This is a genomic window from Listeria monocytogenes ATCC 19117 (assembly GCF_000307025.1).
GTDB classification, from domain to species: domain Bacteria; phylum Bacillota; class Bacilli; order Lactobacillales; family Listeriaceae; genus Listeria; species Listeria monocytogenes_B.
The window spans coordinates 1233944-1251708 of sequence record NC_018584.1; the positions used below are offsets into that span (position 1 = coordinate 1233944).

The 17765-nt window shown below is 39.0% G+C and carries 12 protein-coding genes; 11 read left to right on the forward strand and 1 reads right to left on the reverse strand.

The genetic code is table 11. From position 1 onward, the window contains the following. Position 1: 1 nt before the first annotated feature. The 4 genes from LMOATCC19117_RS06180 (at position 2) to LMOATCC19117_RS06195 (ending at position 7956) form a co-directional block, all read left to right on the forward strand. Positions 2-3412 carry an ABC transporter permease gene (locus tag LMOATCC19117_RS06180; protein WP_003730984.1) on the forward strand — a complete coding sequence of 1137 codons (3411 nt, stop codon included), beginning with the start codon at positions 2-4 and terminating at the stop codon, positions 3410-3412. Between the two features lie 97 nt (positions 3413-3509). Further along, a complete protein-coding gene (locus tag LMOATCC19117_RS06185) occupies positions 3510-3962 on the forward strand; it encodes a MarR family winged helix-turn-helix transcriptional regulator (protein ID WP_003724750.1) in 453 nt (150 codons plus the stop codon). A gap of 15 nt (positions 3963-3977) precedes the next feature. Beyond that, positions 3978-7178, forward strand: coding sequence for an MMPL family transporter (locus tag LMOATCC19117_RS06190; protein WP_003734678.1), 3201 nt, complete (start codon positions 3978-3980; stop codon positions 7176-7178). A 103-nt stretch (positions 7179-7281) separates the two neighbouring features. Continuing rightward, complete coding sequence (locus tag LMOATCC19117_RS06195; protein WP_003724752.1) at positions 7282-7956, forward strand: uracil-DNA glycosylase; 675 nt, start codon at positions 7282-7284, stop codon at positions 7954-7956. Between the two features lie 37 nt (positions 7957-7993). Here LMOATCC19117_RS06195 and rnhC read toward each other — a convergent pair whose 3' ends face one another. Then, entirely contained in the window at positions 7994-8920 is a 927-nt protein-coding gene (gene rnhC, locus LMOATCC19117_RS06200) for a ribonuclease HIII (protein ID WP_012681263.1), read from the reverse strand. 153 nt (positions 8921-9073) lie between these two features. Here rnhC and zapA point away from each other — a divergent pair, with 153 nt between their 5' ends. The 7 genes from zapA (at position 9074) to LMOATCC19117_RS06235 (ending at position 17737) form a co-directional block, all read left to right on the forward strand. Continuing rightward, positions 9074-9337: a cell division protein ZapA gene (gene zapA, locus LMOATCC19117_RS06205; RefSeq protein WP_003740576.1), complete on the forward strand. Its 264-nt coding sequence runs from the start codon at positions 9074-9076 to the stop codon at positions 9335-9337. Next, positions 9337-9879 carry a CvpA family protein gene (locus tag LMOATCC19117_RS06210; protein WP_003726937.1) on the forward strand — a complete coding sequence of 181 codons (543 nt, stop codon included), beginning with the start codon at positions 9337-9339 and terminating at the stop codon, positions 9877-9879. The genes zapA and LMOATCC19117_RS06210 overlap by 1 nt, the downstream gene beginning before the upstream one ends. A 91-nt stretch (positions 9880-9970) precedes the next feature. Next, positions 9971-11683: a DNA polymerase/3'-5' exonuclease PolX gene (polX, locus tag LMOATCC19117_RS06215; protein WP_003734677.1), complete on the forward strand. Its 1713-nt coding sequence runs from the start codon at positions 9971-9973 to the stop codon at positions 11681-11683. Between the two features lie 22 nt (positions 11684-11705). Further along, positions 11706-14063, forward strand: coding sequence for an endonuclease MutS2 (locus LMOATCC19117_RS06220; protein WP_003734676.1), 2358 nt, complete (start codon positions 11706-11708; stop codon positions 14061-14063). Positions 14064-14143: 80 nt separating this feature from the next. Further along, entirely contained in the window at positions 14144-14455 is a 312-nt protein-coding gene (gene trxA / locus LMOATCC19117_RS06225; RefSeq protein ID WP_003723853.1) for a thioredoxin, read from the forward strand. Positions 14456-14530: 75 nt separating this feature from the next. Beyond that, positions 14531-16342, forward strand: a complete 1812-nt coding sequence (uvrC, locus tag LMOATCC19117_RS06230) for an excinuclease ABC subunit UvrC (protein WP_003726544.1) — start codon at positions 14531-14533, stop codon at positions 16340-16342. 180 nt (positions 16343-16522) lie between these two features. Further along, positions 16523-17737: an aspartate kinase gene (locus LMOATCC19117_RS06235; RefSeq protein WP_003734675.1), complete on the forward strand. Its 1215-nt coding sequence runs from the start codon at positions 16523-16525 to the stop codon at positions 17735-17737. The last annotated feature ends 28 nt before the right edge of the window (positions 17738-17765 follow it).

Below are 17765 nucleotides of genomic sequence, written 5' to 3' on the forward strand. Positions count from 1 at the left end.
AGTGAAACGTTCAGCTTTATGGAAAGATATCTACCGCGAAATATGGCGTTCTAAGAGCCGCTTTATTTCCATTTTTATGCTGATTATGTTGGGTGTTGCTTTTTTCTCCGGACTTAAAGCAACTGGACCCGATATGCTTCTAACAGCCGACAATTATTTTAATAAGTATGAATTAGCTAATTTTAACGTGCAATCTACTTATGGACTAGATGAGACGGACAAGGAAGCACTTGAAGATATATCTGGTGTCGCACAAGTGGAACTCGGATATACAGCAGATACTTTAATGAAAGATAAAAATATCGTAACGAAACTATTTTCCAATTCTGAAAGCGATAATTTAAATCAATACAAGATAGCTAGTGGCCGTTTACCAGAAAAATCAGGGGAAATTGCACTGGATGACAATGACCTTGTTCATAAAAATGTCAAAATCGGCGACGAAGTAACTTTTGTTAAAAGTGATGGAAATAAGTTAACTAACACGCTAAAAAAATCAACTTATAAAGTAGTTGGCTTCGTTAGCTCACCAGCTTACATCCAGAAATCTGAACGTGGCTCGAGCACGGTTGGAAAAGGAAAAACAGATGCCTTTGGTGTGATTCCAGAACAGGATTTTGATTTACCAGAATACACTATTGCTAATCTTACTTTTAACAATTTAGCAGCAAAACAAGCTTTTAGTGACGAATATGTATCCACCGAAGAAAAAGATAAGAAAAGCGTCGAAAAAGCTTTAGCAGACCAACCAGAAAAAAGATTAAATAAAATCAAGACGAAGGAACAAAAGAAATTAGACGATGCAACAGCAGAAATTAACAAAGGAAAAGCAGAACTACAGGAAAATGAAGCTAAACTTGCAAATGCCAAAGCACAATTAGAAGAAGGATTTTCTGAATATAATGCTGCCAAAGCAAGCTATGACGCCAAAATCAAGCATGGCGAAGCAGAGATTGCAAACGGTGAAGCAGAACTAAGAAGCGCAAAAAAACAACTTGATACCGCAAAAACACAGATTGACCAAGGCGAAACAGCTCTTTCACAAGCTGAGATGGAATTAGAAGAAGGTAGAGCGGCTTGGGAAGATGCCAATAATCTTCTTAATACAGCAAATGGTTATTTGCGAAGTGCTAAGTCGACATTAGAAAATGCTTTAAAACAACCAGATTTAACTGATTTTGAGCTAGACCGGAACAGCTTAACAAATTCATTTCAAATGCTTGCATCAGAACTTGATTTATCAAGTGCAGAGCGCGCTGAATATGAAAATGCGATGAATCAGTTACTAGATGATTATGAAAATGGCAATATTAGTGATGCGGAAATTAGGGAAGCCTTAAACGCGGCACTTGCGCAAGTTGGTAACGCTGAAAATGAATACCAATCCGCCAGAGCCACTTTAGACGCTGAAAAACAAAAAATAGAACAAGGCGAACAAACTTTAGCTGCAAAAAAACAAGAACTTCAACAAGCAAAAACTGCCTACCAAGAAGGTCTTGCTAAATATCAAGCAGGTTTAGAAAAAATTTCGCAAGCAAAACAACAACTCGCTGATGGAAAAGAAACAGGTTCCACAGAACTACAAAGCGCACTTGCTAAATTAAACGTAGGTCAAGCGGAATACGAAAAAAATCTCGCTTTGTTTGAAAAAGAGAAAGCAAAAGCAGAAGGCAAGCTAGCTAGCGCCGAAAAAGAGGTTAAAATCGGTCAAGAAAAACTAGATGCGCTCAAACTTCCAAAATATTATGTCCTTGATCGAAACGACAATCCAGGCTACAGCGAATATAAAGAAAATGCAGATCGTTTAACCTCGTTATCAACCGCATTCCCAATTTTCTTCTTCCTAATCGCTGCGCTCGTTTGTTTGACGACGATGACGCGGATGGTAGAGGAACAAAGAACACAAATTGGAACGTTGAAAGCATTTGGTTATTCTAATGGTAGCATTATTTTGAAATACCTCGTATATGGTTCTACCGCGAGTATAATCGGGAGCGTTCTTGGAATATTAATTGGATTCCAGTTTTTCCCGAATATCATTTTTAACGCCTATAAATCGATGTATGAAATGCCACCAGTGGATATTGGCTTTTACTGGAGCTACAGTTTGCTATCCTTATTTGTTGCGTTATTCTGTACAACATTTACTGCTTATGTAGCTTGTCGTGCCGAACTTCGCGCCAATGCAGCAACATTAATGCGTCCCAAAGCACCAAAAATTGGCAAACGGATTTTCTTAGAACGAATTAGTTTTATTTGGAAACGAATGAACTTCACAAGCAAAGTGACTGCGAGAAATTTATTCCGCTACAAACAAAGAATGCTCATGACGGTTCTAGGAGTTGCTGGATGTACCGCATTAATTCTTACTGGTTTTGGATTACGGAATTCAATTAGTGACATCGCCAAAATGCAATATGGCCAAATTATGAAATATGATGCAGCTATTTATCAAGACATGAGCGCACCACCAGCTGCCAAAGAAACCTTTGATGAAATAATGAATGACTCCAATATCAAAAGCAAGTTAGCTATGTCTCAAACAAATATTGAGACCGTAAAATCAGGACAATCAGCTCAAACTACATCCATTATTGTCCCTAAAAATTTGAATGAATTACCAGATTACATTGTGCTTCGCGACCGTGCCAGTCATACAACCGAAAAACTCACCGATGATGGTGCGATTATTACGGAAAAACTAGCTAAATTATTTGACGTAAAACCAGGCGATACAATTACCGTCAAAAACGCTGAAAATGACAAATTCCAAATAAAAGTCAGTGCCATTACTGAAAACTATGCAATGCACTACATTTATATGACAAAATCATATTATCAACAAGTATTTAAAGAAAAACCTACCTACAATTTAGACTTATTAATGTTAAAAGATACCTCTGAAAAAGTAGAGAGCAATTTTGCGGAAAAATTAACAGATAGTAAAGCCATTTTAAACGTTACTTTTTCCAATAATGTTAGTTCATTGTTAAATGAAACTTTGGATAGTTTGAATATTGTTATCGTGGTACTCATTACGTCTGCGGCATTACTTGCGTTTGTCGTGCTTTACAACCTGACAAATATTAATGTTTCAGAACGGATACGAGAACTTTCTACTATCAAAGTACTCGGGTTTTATCCAAAAGAAGTGACTATGTATGTCTACCGGGAAAATATTATTTTAACCTTAATGGGCATTGCGGCTGGATTTGTCCTTGGATTCTTCTTGCACCGGTTTATCATCACCACAGCAGAGGTAGATCAAATGATGTTCAGTCCGGCAATTAGTTGGACAAGCTACCTATTTTCCGGCATACTCACCCTCGTTTTTGCAACTGTTGTAATGGTTGTCATGCACATTAAACTAAAACGAATCGACATGATTGAAGCACTGAAATCAGTTGAGTGATGATGAAAAGAACTTGTTTTTATCGGCAAGTTCTTTTCATTTGACTTAAAAATAAATAAAGCTTAAACTGAAAAATAGTTAAGGGGGTGAACTTTATTTGGAAAGACAAAAAGTAAAACAACTGATAAAAAGTTACCAACAAACATACATATTTGCGATGAATCAAATACATCAAGCTATTTCAGAAATTTCAGCAAGTACTGTAGACCTTTCCATTGAGCAGTTTTTTGTTTTGCGTGAGATTGCTACCTATGATGGTATTAGCGCAACAGAACTAGCAGCCACTTTAGCAGTAAATAAGAGCGCTATTACACCTAAACTGAAAAAATTAGAAGAAAAAGGCTACATTAGACGAGAACGAAACCAACAAGATAAACGCGCCGTAGTTTTAACTATCTCAGAAAAAGGGAATAACGTTTACGAAGAATGCGAAAAACAATTAGAGTTACTCGTGAATGAATGGCTCGAAATACTAGGGGAAAAGGACAGCGAACAATTTTTTGAATTATTTCAAAAGATTACCAAGTCGGTTGTTGAGCCTAGACAATAAAAGGAGAGATTTGGCATGAAATGGATTATGAAACTCCGCTGGGCCATTTTAGCATTTTGGCTTGCAGCAGCAGTCGTACTAATGATTATTGCACCACCCATGGCAGATCTTGTACGCGAAAAAGGCGAATTAAAGCTGCCTGATGGCTATCCGTCATCACTAGCAACGGAAATGCAAAAGAAACATAATCCAGATGACAAGGGTTCAGCTTACATCGCTGTTTATACTGCCGACCATAAGTTAACTGGAACAGAATTAAACGATATTCAGGATTCACTCAACTCTATCGAAAAAGATAAAGACGAACTTCATGTAACAAACGTGTTATCTAGTTTTAACCAACCAGAACTTAAAGATAAGTTCTTATCAAAAGATGGTAAAACAATGGTAGCAAGTTTAACCGTAGATGATACGGATGCCTCGGTTAAAAGCATACGTAACGCATTAGATAAGAAAATGGATGTAAATGGTGTTGATACGTATTTAACAGGTAATAAACTAATTCAAGAAGATGTAGTTCAAGGATCTGAAGACGGTTTACATAAAACAGAAGGCATCACCGTTGTCTTTATTTTAGTTGTATTATTCCTTGTATTCCGCTCAGCAGTGGCACCGTTTATTCCACTTGTAACAGTGGGAATTAGTTACCTCGTTGCGCAAAGCACGGTAGCATTCTTAATTGATATCTTTAATTTCCCAGTCTCTACATACACGCAAATCTTTATGGTTTGTATTATGTTCGGAATTGGGACAGACTATTGTATTCTCTTAATGAGTCGATTTAAAGAAGAAATGGGTGCCGGTCTCAATCCACGAGAAGCTGTTCATGCAACGTATCGTACAGCAGGAAAAACAGTCATTTATAGTGGTGTAGCTGTTCTCGTAGCATTTACTTCGCTATATTTTGTACAATTTGATTTATATCGTTCCGCAGTAGCAGTCGGCGTTGGGATTGTCGTTTTACTTGCCGCGTTGTACACGCTCGTACCATTCTTTATGAGCACACTCGGAACCCATTTATTCTGGCCGTTAAATAAAAATATTAGCCATAAAGAAAATAAAATTTGGGGCGCTGCTGGTAAATTCACTTTTGCAAGACCGTGGATTGCTTTATTAATCGTTGCAGCTATCACGTTGCCGCCAATCTTATTGCATACAGGAACAGAATCATTTAACTCATTAGACGAAATTAGTGACAAATATCCTTCCAAAAAAGGTTTTGAAATCGTATCGGACAGTTTCGGAGCAGGCCAAGTAGCGCCAACACAAATTTTTATCGAAAATGACGATAATATGCGAACTACAGATTACATCGCGCAAATTGAAAAAATTTCCGATGATTTATCTCATTTAAAAGGCATCGATATGGTTATGAGTGCCTCACGTCCAGCCGGAAAACGGGTAGATGACATTTACATTAAAAACCAAGCCGGACAAGTAAATGACGGTGTTGGTCAAGCAACTGATGGCGTAGGGGAAGTGAAAAAAGGACTAGATTCAGCAAGTTCAGAACTCAAAAAATCCGAGCCCGCCTTGGATAAAGCTGTTGCAGGAGTGAGCGATTTACAAAAAGGCACTGTCGCAACACAAGAAGGAATTAACCAACTACAAACAGCACTCGCACAAATCCAAACAGGCATTGAAAGCGGAGCAACTGGTGCTGGTGATTTAAAACAAGGCGTAGCAGAAGCCAAATCACAACTAGCTACGTTACAAAATGGAGAAGCGCAAATCCAAGCAGGATACGTAGAAATTCAGAAAAACCTACAAAACGTAGCTGACCAACTAAAAGGCTTTGAAGACCCTAGCTCTCAAGCAATTGATACTTCCAAACTTGAAGAGCAATTCAAAAAAATTGGTGCTTCTTTCCAAGCGTTCGCAGCAGCGCATCCAGAAGTGAGAAATGACCCTCGTTTCCAAAAACTAGCCGCAGATATTCAAGGCTTAGAAACAGCTGGTAACGAACTGAAAACCTCTGCTGGACAACAAATGGCAGCACTTCAAGCAAAAATGAAAGAACTAAATCAAGGTATTCAACAACTCGCAACAGCGATGAATCAATTAAACGAGCAGTCCAAACAAATCTCTGATGGACTTAGCGCTTTTAGTACAGGACTTGGTCAAATCGAAACAGGACTTGATCAATTAGAAAAAGGTCTCAATCAAGCCGCAGATGGTCAAGGACAAGTTGTTTCCAAAATGCCGGAAATCTCTAATGCACTAACGCAAATCGCTGCTGGACAAGGTGCCCTAAAAGATGGCTTTGCAGGCATTAGCGGTCAAATGGGTCAATTAACAGATGGCTTAACTTCTGGCGCAGACGGCCTAGGTAAAGTAGAAAGTGGGCTAAACACAGCGAATGGACTTATCGATGATTGGTCAAAAGTTCCTTACGCAAGTTCCGGAATTTATGTACCGGATGCCCTACTAAAAAATGCTGATTTCCAAAAAGTATTAGATCAATACATCTCTTCTGATGGAAAACTGGCAACGATTAATGTGATTTTGACGAAAAATCCATATTCCAATGAAGCGATGGATTCAATTGATGACATTAATGAACAACTCTCAGCTAGCATGAAAGGAACAAAACTGGAAAATGCGAAAATTGGTATAGGTGGAATGACGAGTGCCAATTACGATACGAGAGATATGTCAACAGCTGACTATCATTTGGTTCTTGTAATCGTTCTAGCGAGTGTTTTCGTGACACTTGTTATCGTCTTGCGTTCTCTAGTAATGCCAATTTATCTGATTGCATCACTCGTATTAACGTACTTTGCTGCACTTGGGTTCGCAGAAATTATCTTCATGCGAATTCTTGGATACAGTGGTCTAACGTGGGCAACACCGTTCTTCGGATTTGTAGTACTCGTCGCGCTCGGTATCGATTATTCGATCTTCTTGATGTCAAGATTTAACGAATACAACGGACTTTCTGTACGCGATAGAATGATAAAAGCCATGAAAAATATGGGTGGCGTTATCTTCTCAGCGGTCATTATCCTCGGTGGAACATTCGCCGCAATGATGCCAGCTGGCGTGCTTTCCTTACTCGAAATTGCGACGGTCGTTTTAATCGGCTTAGTACTCTATGCCGTCGTTATTTTACCACTCTTCGTTCCAGTAATGGTTAAACTATTCGGACGTGGCAACTGGTGGCCATTTATTACAAGAAAAGGCGACCATCAAGAAAACGTACCACCGAAAAAATAACATAATAAACCGCATTCCTTTAAAAAAGGGGATGCGGTTTTTAGTTTGCTTCCAAAGACTATTTTGCTAAGATATAGTTAGATGAATGAAGGAGGAAAAAATCATGATAAAACTCGGAAATGACTGGGATGAGTTACTAAAAGATGAGTTTAACCAACCGTATTATTTAACCCTTCGCCAGTTCCTAAAAAAAGAATACCAAACGAAAAAAGTATTTCCGGATATGTACGACATTTTCAATGCGTTAAAATATACCGCTTGTAAGGATGTCAAAGTGGTAATACTCGGTCAAGACCCATATCATGGACCAGGTCAAGCACACGGGCTCTCATTTTCCGTTCAACAAGGAGTGCAGATTCCACCATCACTGCAGAATATTTATTTGGAATTACATAACGACTTGAATTGTGAGATTCCAAACAATGGTTATTTGATACGGTGGGCAGATCAAGGAGTGCTACTATTAAATACGGTTCTAACTGTTCGCGCCGGTCAAGCCAACTCACACCGAGGACAAGGCTGGGAAATACTAACAAACCGCATTATTGAAATCATTAACCAAAAAGAAGAGCCCGTAGTCTTTTTACTATGGGGAAACAATGCGAAAGAAAAGTTGCAATTGTTAACAAATCCGAAACATACTGCGTTTACATCCGTACATCCCAGTCCACTCTCAGCATCGCGCGGTTTTATGGGATGCAAACATTTTTCTAAGACGAATCAATTTTTAGAACAAAATGGTGTAAAACCAATTGATTGGCAAATTCCTTCTATATAAATAAAAACATCTCGCCATTTATTGACGAGATGTTTTTTTACTTTTTAACCATTTTTAATGCTTTCTCTGTATTAGCGAAATGCTGTTTTGTATATTTCGCTAATGTTTCCAGACCAAATCGTTCGATGATTTCCGCTGCAACAGCATCCACATGAGGTCCTGCGCCTTTTGGAAGTGGGATGCCAACTTCTTTTGACATCGCATCAAAAGCTTGCACAAATTTATAACGAGCAATAATCGAAGCAGCAGCGACGGAAAGATGTAATCCTTCTGCTTTTGTCGCAAAAAACACATCTTCTCGAATAATGCTTGGTTCTTTTGCTAAATAGCGATAATACGTATTTTTTTCAGCAAATTGATCAATTAAAATCGCTTCTGGTTTGACAGGTGCGAGCTTTTTCAAGACGTTTTCAATCGCGCGGTTATGTAGTAAAGCTTTCATTTGTCCTTGGTTCATGCCTCTTTTTTGGAGTTCGTTGTATTTAGGATTAGGGCAAAGCAGCACACTGTGCGGAACAAGTGGCATGATTTTCTCAGCAATACGACAAATTTCTGGATCTTTCATTGCTTTCGAGTCCTTTACACCTAGCTCTTTTAACAGGGGCATCATTTCGGCGTCCACATATGCGGCACAAACCGTAATCGGTCCAAAAAAATCACCGGTGCCAACTTCATCTGAACCAATGACATTTTTTGATGCGAAGTTTGCCGGAAGAATTCCTTTAGAGACGGAAGGTGCTTTTGTTTTTGATTCTGGAAGAGTCGCCACCCATTTTTTTGCTTCTACTTCTCCGTTTACTCCTTGGAACATCACTTTGCGCGACTTGTAGCCAGTGATGGAAACACCGGTTTTTTTTGCAGCGAAAACAGCTCCTGGTGGTAGCTTTGGATTAGAAAATGGGAGATATGTTTGTTTCATTTTTTCAAGTGTTGGTTGATCGACTAAGATAACTGTATTTGCGATAAGGCATCATCCTTTCAAAGTTCTATTGTAACATACTACGACGAAAGACTGAATATCGGCTAAACGGGTGGTTGACTCTTTTCTTTCCTGCTTTTTCGTGATAAGATTATGACAAGTAGCGGCCTAAATGAATTTGGGCGAGGAGGAATATACGTGGCAAATGAGAGAAATAAAGTAGTGACAACAATTTACGGTAGAGAATATACGATTGTTGGCGTAGAAACAACAGACCACTTACGTAAAGTAGCTCGCGAGGTCGATGAAAAAATGCACGAAATCGGCTCCCAAAATCATGCACTAGATAGTGGTAGGCTTGCTGTACTGACAGCTGTGAATGCGACACACGATTACTTAAAACTAGAACAAAAATATCTAGAGTTAGAGCAAGAACTGGCTCGAATTAAAGGAAGAGATTAATGATTTTAAATGCGATTATTTTAATTTTACTTGTTTGCGGCTTTTTCGCAGGATTTAGAACAGGCCTTATCAAACAACTTATCTTATTATTAGGTTATATTTTGGCGTTTTTTATCTCGTATACGTATTACGAAGATTTAGCGCCACATTTAACGTTTATACCTTATCCAGGTAGTGATACTGCAGATGGATTATCCATTATTTTACAAGAATTACGAACAGAAACGGCCTATTATAACGTACTTGGATTTGCGATTATTTTTATTGTCGCAATCATTGTCGTTCATATGCTTGCATCACTTGTTGGCGGCTTGACTAAGATTCCAGTCCTGCGCCAAATTAATGGATTGTTAGCAGCTGTTTTTGGTGTTGTTAAGTCCTACTTAATTATTTTTGTTGTCTTGTTCATCATGGCAATTTACCCGGCGAATTGGTCTGAAAACCTTATTGATAGCTCAACGGTTGCCCAGTGGATGCTTGAAAACACGCCAATTTTATCCGAACAATTTTATGACTGGATGACAGACATTCTGCCAAAATAAAAGAAACATTCGATACCAGATGTATACTCTTAGCCAATTTTGGATAGGATTTCTCTGGTATTTTTTAATGATTTTACAGGGAGGAATAAAGATGGCTACTAATAAAAAAGAAATTATTCGTTTACTCGAAGAAATTGCCACTTATATGGAATTAAAAGGAGAAAATAGCTTTAAAATATCTGCTTTCCGCAAAGCTGCACAAGCAATTGAATTAGATAGTAGAAGTTTATCTGAAATTGATGATTTTACGAAGATTAGTGGCATCGGAAAAACAACGGGCGAAATTATCCAACGTTATTTAGATAGCGGAGAATGTCCAGAACTTGAGGCGCTTAAAAAAGAAGTACCAGCTGGTCTCGTTCCACTTTTAGATGTGCCAGGGCTAGGAGGCAAGAAATTATCGCGTCTTTATCATGAGCTTGGTGTGGTGGATAAAGATACATTACTCCAAGAAGCAGAAAATGGTCATATCGAAGCATTGAAAGGTTTTGGTAAAAAGTCTGCTGAAAAAATGGCCGAAGCAGTGCGCGAAATGGGTGAGCGCCCTGATAGATATCCGCTAAATGATGTTTTACCAATCATTCAAAAAGTAGAAGCTTATCTTGCGGATATTGCTCCAATCGAAACTTTTGCTCAAGCTGGAAGTCTACGCAGATTGCGGGAAACGGTGAAAGATTTAGATTATGTTATTGCGACGGAAAAACCAGAAGAAGTTCAAAAAGCATTACTGGCATTTCCATTAATTACGGACGTTATTGGAGCTGGTGAAACAAAAGTATCAGCTGTATTAGAAGATAATATTACCATTTCCGTGGATTTCCGTTTAGTAGAAAAGAAAGCTTTTGCAACGACACTACATCATTTTACGGGTTCTAAAGATCACAACATCAAAATGCGCCAATTAGCTAAACAATCCAATGAAAAAATAAGTGAGTATGGAGTCGAGCAAGAAGATGGAAGTGTTCGTCACTTTGAATCGGAAAAAGCATTTTTCGAGCATTTTAAGATTCCGTTTCTCCCACCTGAAGTTCGCCGAGATGGTACAGAAATTGAGCGCGTGACGAAAGATACAAAATTCCTTGAGTTAAGCGATATTCGCGGGGACTTGCACATGCATACAACTTGGTCGGACGGAGCCTACGCGATTCCAGAAATGATTGAAGCATGTATCGCAAAAGGATATGAATACATGGTTATTACAGATCACGGGCAATTTTTGCGAGTAGCTAATGGTCTGGACGAAAAAAGATTATTGGAGCAGCAAGCAGAAATTAAAAAAATAGCAGCTAATTATCCGGAAATTGATGTTTATTCCGGCGTTGAAATGGATATTCTGGCAGATGGGTCGCTTGATTTTGATGATGAGACTTTGAAGCAGTTGGATTTTGTTATCGCATCCATCCATTCCAGTTTCCAACAATCAGAAGAAGAAATTATGAAGCGATTAAAAACGGCCTGTGAAAATCCATATGTGCGTCTGATTGCGCATCCGACAGGTAGAATTGTCGTGAAAAGAAAGCCATATCATGTTAATATGAAAGAACTAATCCAGTTAGCGAAAAATACAGGAACTGCCCTAGAATTAAATGCCAATCCGCAACGTCTTGATTTAAACCGTGAGCATTTAGAAATGGCACACGCTGCCGGGGTACCGATTGCGATTAACACAGATGCGCACGACACGAAGCACCTTGATTTCATGTCTATTGGCGTTCGAGCTGCTACAAAAGCCTGGCTCGACAAATCGGCCATTCTAAATACGAAAACAGCAGCTGAATTTAAACATTTTTTACAGAATAAATAACTTTTAAAAAGAAGGATGACTAATGGAAAAAAAAGTAGAAGCCATTTTAGAATTTGATAAAATAAAAAAACAACTCACCGAATTTGCTTCTTCGTCACTGGGGGAGCAAGCGATTTTGGAACTCGCTCCAGCAACTGATTTTCAAGTAGTTCAAAAAACGCAACTTGAAACAGAAGAAGGAGCCAAGATTATTCGTTTACGGGGAAGTGCGCCAATTACTGGTCTAACAGATGTTTTTGCACATTTGAAACGTTTAGAGATTGGTGGCGATTTAAACGGGCTAGAAATTTACCAAATAGGTAGTAACTTGCGCGTTAGCCGTCAAATGAAGAATTTTATGAACGATTTACTGGAAATCGGTGTCGAATTGCCTTTACTCGGCGCCCTTTCGGATGAACTTTTAGTACTAAAAGAAGTAGAAGAGGATATTGCGATTTCAGTAGATGAAAGCGGGAAAGTGTTAGATACTGCGAGTGAAGCGCTTAGTACGATTCGCCGAACACTCCGCCGTACCGAAGACCGCGTACGTGAAAAACTAGAATCTTATTTGCGCGATCGTAATGCCTCTAAAATGTTAAGCGATGCGGTTATTACGATTCGAAATGATCGTTATGTTATCCCAGTTAAACAAGAATACAAAGGTCATTATGGTGGTATCGTTCATGACCAGTCTGCTTCCGGTCAAACGCTTTTCATCGAGCCACAAAGTGTAGTGGATTTAAACAACGAACGAAAAGCACTTCAAGCAAAGGAAAAACAAGAAATAGAACGCATTCTTGCTGAAATTTCTGCTTCACTAGCTGCTTGGATTAATGAAATTCATCATAATACTTTCATCCTCGGGCGCTTTGATTTTATTTTCGCCAAAGCACGTTTCGGAAAAGCGATGAAAGCTGTAACACCGCATTTGAGTGATGCTGGTGTCGTCCATTTAATCGCCGCACGCCACCCGCTTTTAGACGCTGCGAAAGTTGTAGCGAATGATATTTATTTAGGCGAAGATTTCACTACCATCGTTATCACCGGTCCAAATACAGGTGGTAAAACAATTACCCTGAAAACATTGGGATTACTAACACTCATGGCACAATCTGGACTTCAAATTCCCGCGCAAGAAGATTCTACTATCGCTGTTTTTGAGCATGTATTTGCCGATATTGGTGACGAACAATCCATCGAACAAAGTTTAAGTACGTTCTCGTCTCACATGACGAATATTGTTTCCATTTTGGAAAATGTTAATCAGAAATCGCTTATTTTGTACGATGAACTCGGAGCGGGAACAGACCCACAAGAAGGTGCGGCTTTAGCAATCGCCATTCTTGATGCAAGCCATGCAAAAGGTGCAAGTGTTGTTGCGACGACCCATTATCCGGAACTAAAAGCATATGGATATAATCGCGTTCACGCAACCAATGCATCTGTTGAGTTCAATGTCGAAACACTTAGCCCAACTTATAAATTATTAATCGGTGTACCCGGTCGAAGTAATGCTTTTGATATTTCACGCCGCTTAGGATTAAGCGAAAATATTATCACTGAAGCAAGAAGCCTTGTCGATACCGAAAGTGCCGATTTAAATGATATGATTTCCAGCCTAGAAGAGAAACGGAACTTAGCGGAAACCGAGTATGAGGAAGCACGTGAATTAGCTCGCGGGGCTGATAACCTTTTAAAAGATTTACAAAAAGAAATCAGCAACTACTATCAACAAAAAGATAAATTAATCGAACAAGCGAGTGAAAAAGCAGCAACTATTGTGGAAAAAGCCGAAGCCGAGGCCGAAGAAATCATCCACGAATTGCGCACCATGCAATTAAACGGAGCAGCAGGAATCAAAGAACATGAACTTATCGATGCCAAAACAAGACTTGGGAATGCTAAACCAAAAACAATAAACAAAACCATCCCACAAGCGCCAAAACAAAAACCACATGTATTCCAAGAAGGCGACAATGTTCGTGTCCTCTCCCTTGGCCAAAAAGGCACACTTTTAAATAAAATTAGCGATAAAGAATGGAACGTCCAAATCGGCATCATCAAAATGAAAATCAAAACTACTGACTTAGAATACATTCAACCAGAAAAACCAAAAAAACAACGTATCATTACATCCGTTCATAGTAGTGGTTCTCCAGCTAAAAGCGAACTCGATTTACGCGGCGAACGATATGAAGACGCGCTACAAAAAGTCGACAAATATCTAGATGAAGCACTACTCGCAGGATATCCTCAAGTTGCCATTATACACGGTAAAGGAACTGGTGCCCTTAGAACCGGGGTCACAGAATATCTGAAAAACCACCGCATGGTCAAATCAATCCGTTTTGGCGCAGCAGCAGAAGGCGGAAATGGCGTAACGATTGTTGAGTTCAAGTAAACAACTGAGCAAAAACATGGCTCCAAATAGGTCTAGGTGCTATACTGTGTGTACGAAAGTCATAAGGAGTGAATTAAATCATGGTAAAAGAAATTACAGATGCAACATTTGAACAAGAAACTAGCGAAGGCTTAGTATTAACAGATTTCTGGGCAACATGGTGTGGTCCTTGCCGCATGGTGGCTCCAGTTTTAGAAGAAATACAAGAAGAACGCGGCGAAGCACTTAAAATCGTCAAAATGGACGTAGATGAAAACCCAGAAACACCAGGAAGCTTTGGTGTGATGAGTATTCCAACACTTCTTATCAAAAAAGACGGCGAAGTAGTAGAAACAATTATCGGCTACCGTCCAAAAGAAGAACTGGATGAAGTCATCAACAAATACGTTTAAAATTATGCTAAAATGAAAGAAGCTTAGAACAAACATTCTAAGCTTCTTTTTAAATGTGTAACTGGAGTTGATAAAATGTCTTCTGAACATATCCAAAATAAACTAGCGCTTCTGCCGGACCAACCTGGTTGTTATTTGATGAAAGATAGACAAGGAACCATTATTTATGTTGGGAAAGCAAAAATTTTAAAAAATCGTGTTCGATCCTATTTTTCAGGAACACACGATAGTAAAACGCAACGCTTAGTTCAAGAAATTGTGGACTTTGAATATATCGTAACATCATCCAACGTAGAAGCCTTGCTACTAGAAATCAATTTGATCAAAAAACATGATCCTCGTTTTAATATTCGCCTAAAAGATGATAAAACTTATCCGTTTATTAAAATCACGAACGAACGACATCCACGCCTAATTATTACCCGTCAAGTAAAAAAAGACAAAGGGAAATATTTTGGTCCATATCCAAATGTGTATGCTGCTAATGAAGTAAAACGTATTTTAGATCGACTGTATCCATTACGTAAATGCAGTACGCTACCAAATAAAGTGTGTTTGTACTATCACCTCGGACAATGCCTTGCCCCGTGTGTATTTGACGTGGAAGCAAGTAAGTATAAAGAAATGCAAGACGAGATAGTCGCATTCCTAAATGGCGGCTATAAAACTGTCAAAAATGATTTAATGAAGAAAATGCAAGAAGCAGCTGAAAATATGGAATTCGAAAAAGCGGGTGAATTCCGCGACCAAATCAACGCAATCGAAACAACAATGGAAAAACAAAAAATGACGATGAACGATTTCGTTGACCGTGATGTCTTTGGTTATGCCATTGATAAAGGCTGGATGTGCGTCCAAGTATTCTTCATTCGTCAAGGGAAACTAATTGAGCGCGATGTCTCCCAGTTTCCATTTTATAATGATGCAGATGAAGATTTCCTCACATTTATTGGTCAATTTTACCAAAAAGCCAATCATATTCCGCCTAAAGAAATTTATTTACCAGATGATGTCGATAGCGAAGCCGTTCAAGCGGTCGTTCCTGACACAAAAATCATCGTACCACAACGCGGAAATAAGAAAGATCTCGTAAAACTTGCATACAAAAATGCGAAAATTGCCTTAAACGAAAAATTTATGCTACTTGAACGTAATGAAGAACGCACAGTCGGAGCAGTTGAACGGCTTGGAGAAGCAATGGGAATCCCAACACCGTCACGCGTCGAAGCTTTCGATAACTCGAATATTCACGGTACAGACCCAGTTTCCGCGATGGTCACATTCCTCGATGGCAAACCAAGTAAAAATGATTACCGTAAATACAAAATCAAAACCGTAGAAGGACCTGATGATTACGCAACAATGCGCGAAGTTATTCGACGTCGTTACTGGAGAGTACTTAAAGAAGAACTACCAATGCCGGATTTAATCTTAATTGATGGTGGTAAAGGGCAAATTGATAGTGCCAAAGATGTCCTAACGAATGAGCTAGGCTTAGATATTCCAGTAGCAGGACTTGCAAAAGACGACAAACACCGTACTAGCCAACTATTATTCGGTGACCCACTTGAAATAGTCCCACTCGAACGAAACAGCCAAGAATTCTACCTATTACAACGAATGCAAGATGAAGTCCACCGTTTCGCTATTACATTCCACCGCCAACTACGCAGCAAAACAGGCTTCCAATCCATTCTTGACGGCATCCCAGGAGTAGGACCCGGTCGCAAGAAAAAATTACTTAAACACTTCGGCTCCATGAAAAAATTAAAAGAAGCATCGGTAGAAGAAATTAAAGAAGCCGGTGTCCCTTTGAATGTTGCAGAAGAAGTGCATAAACACATCACAGCATTCAATGAAAAAGCAAAAAATACCGAGCAAAAATGATTTTAAACACGATTTTAAACGCCAATAACTTTGATGTTATTGGCGTTTTATTGCATAAAAATTGTTACTAACATGTCAGATTAAATAGCTTTTACATATAATAAACTTCCCTTCAACACATAAATGCGCTAAAATATAAACATTGATAAAAAAGAACTAACAAGGCAGGAGGGAACGAGATTGGGACTAGTCGTATTAAAATTTGGCGGAACATCAGTGAGCACGGTGGATAAAATCGGGAAAACAGCAGATCAAGCCATTTATGAAAAAAAACAAGGAAATAAAGTCATCGTCGTCGTTTCCGCAATGGGGAAATCAACCGACAAATTAGTCGCGATGGCAGAAGAAATTAGCGAGGCACCAGATAAACGCGAAATGGATATGCTTCTTTCTACTGGTGAGCAAATCACAATTGCTTTACTTGCGATGACATTAAAAGAAAAAGGGCACGATGCTATATCCTATACAGGATGGCAAGCGGGAATTGAAACAGAAGCCGTACATAGTAATGCTAGAATTGCCGATATTGATAGCGCTCGTATTGAATCTGCGCTTGATGCGGGACAAATTGTTGTTGTAGCAGGTTTTCAAGGTTTCACGACAGATGGTGAAATTACTACATTAGGACGAGGTGGATCAGACACAACCGCCGTCGCCATCGCTTCTGCTCTAAATGCCGTAAAATGCGCGATTTGTACGGATGTAGTCGGTGTATTTACGACAGATCCACGCTACGTGAAAAAAGCCCAAAAGTTAGAACAAATCACCTATGATGAAATGTTAGAATTAGCTAATCTCGGTGCCGGTGTTTTACATCCACGCTCCGTTGAATATGCCAAAAATTTCCGAATTCCGCTTGAAGTCAGAGCGAGCCACGAACAAGTACCAGGAACAATGATTGAGGAGGATTTAACAATGGAAAATACCAAAGTAGTCCGTGGAATTGCTTTTGAAGACCAAATCACCCGTGTAACTAGCCACTGGAAACAAAAAGAAGCAATGCGAGTTTCTAAAGTCTTTACAAAATTAGCAGAAAATAATATTGATGTAGATATTATTATCCAAGGAATTACTGGACTAGGTCACGGTAATCTATCCTTCACTATCAAAACAAGCGCACTCTTAGCCACACTAGCAGTTTTAGAAGAAAGCAAAGAATTACTTCAAATTGAAAAACTAGAATCCGAACAAGATTTAGCGAAGGTGTCCATTGTTGGCTCTGGAATGGTAAGTAATCCAGGTGTAGCTGCACAGATGTTTGAAGCTTTAACAGAAAATAATATTCCAATAAAAATGATTAGCACATCAGAAATCAAAGTTTCCACTGTCGTACCAGCGCGCAAAATGGTCGAAGCAGCCCAAGTTTTACATGACCAATTTGAACTCGATAAATAAAAATAAGCTTGTAGCATCAAAGAGGATT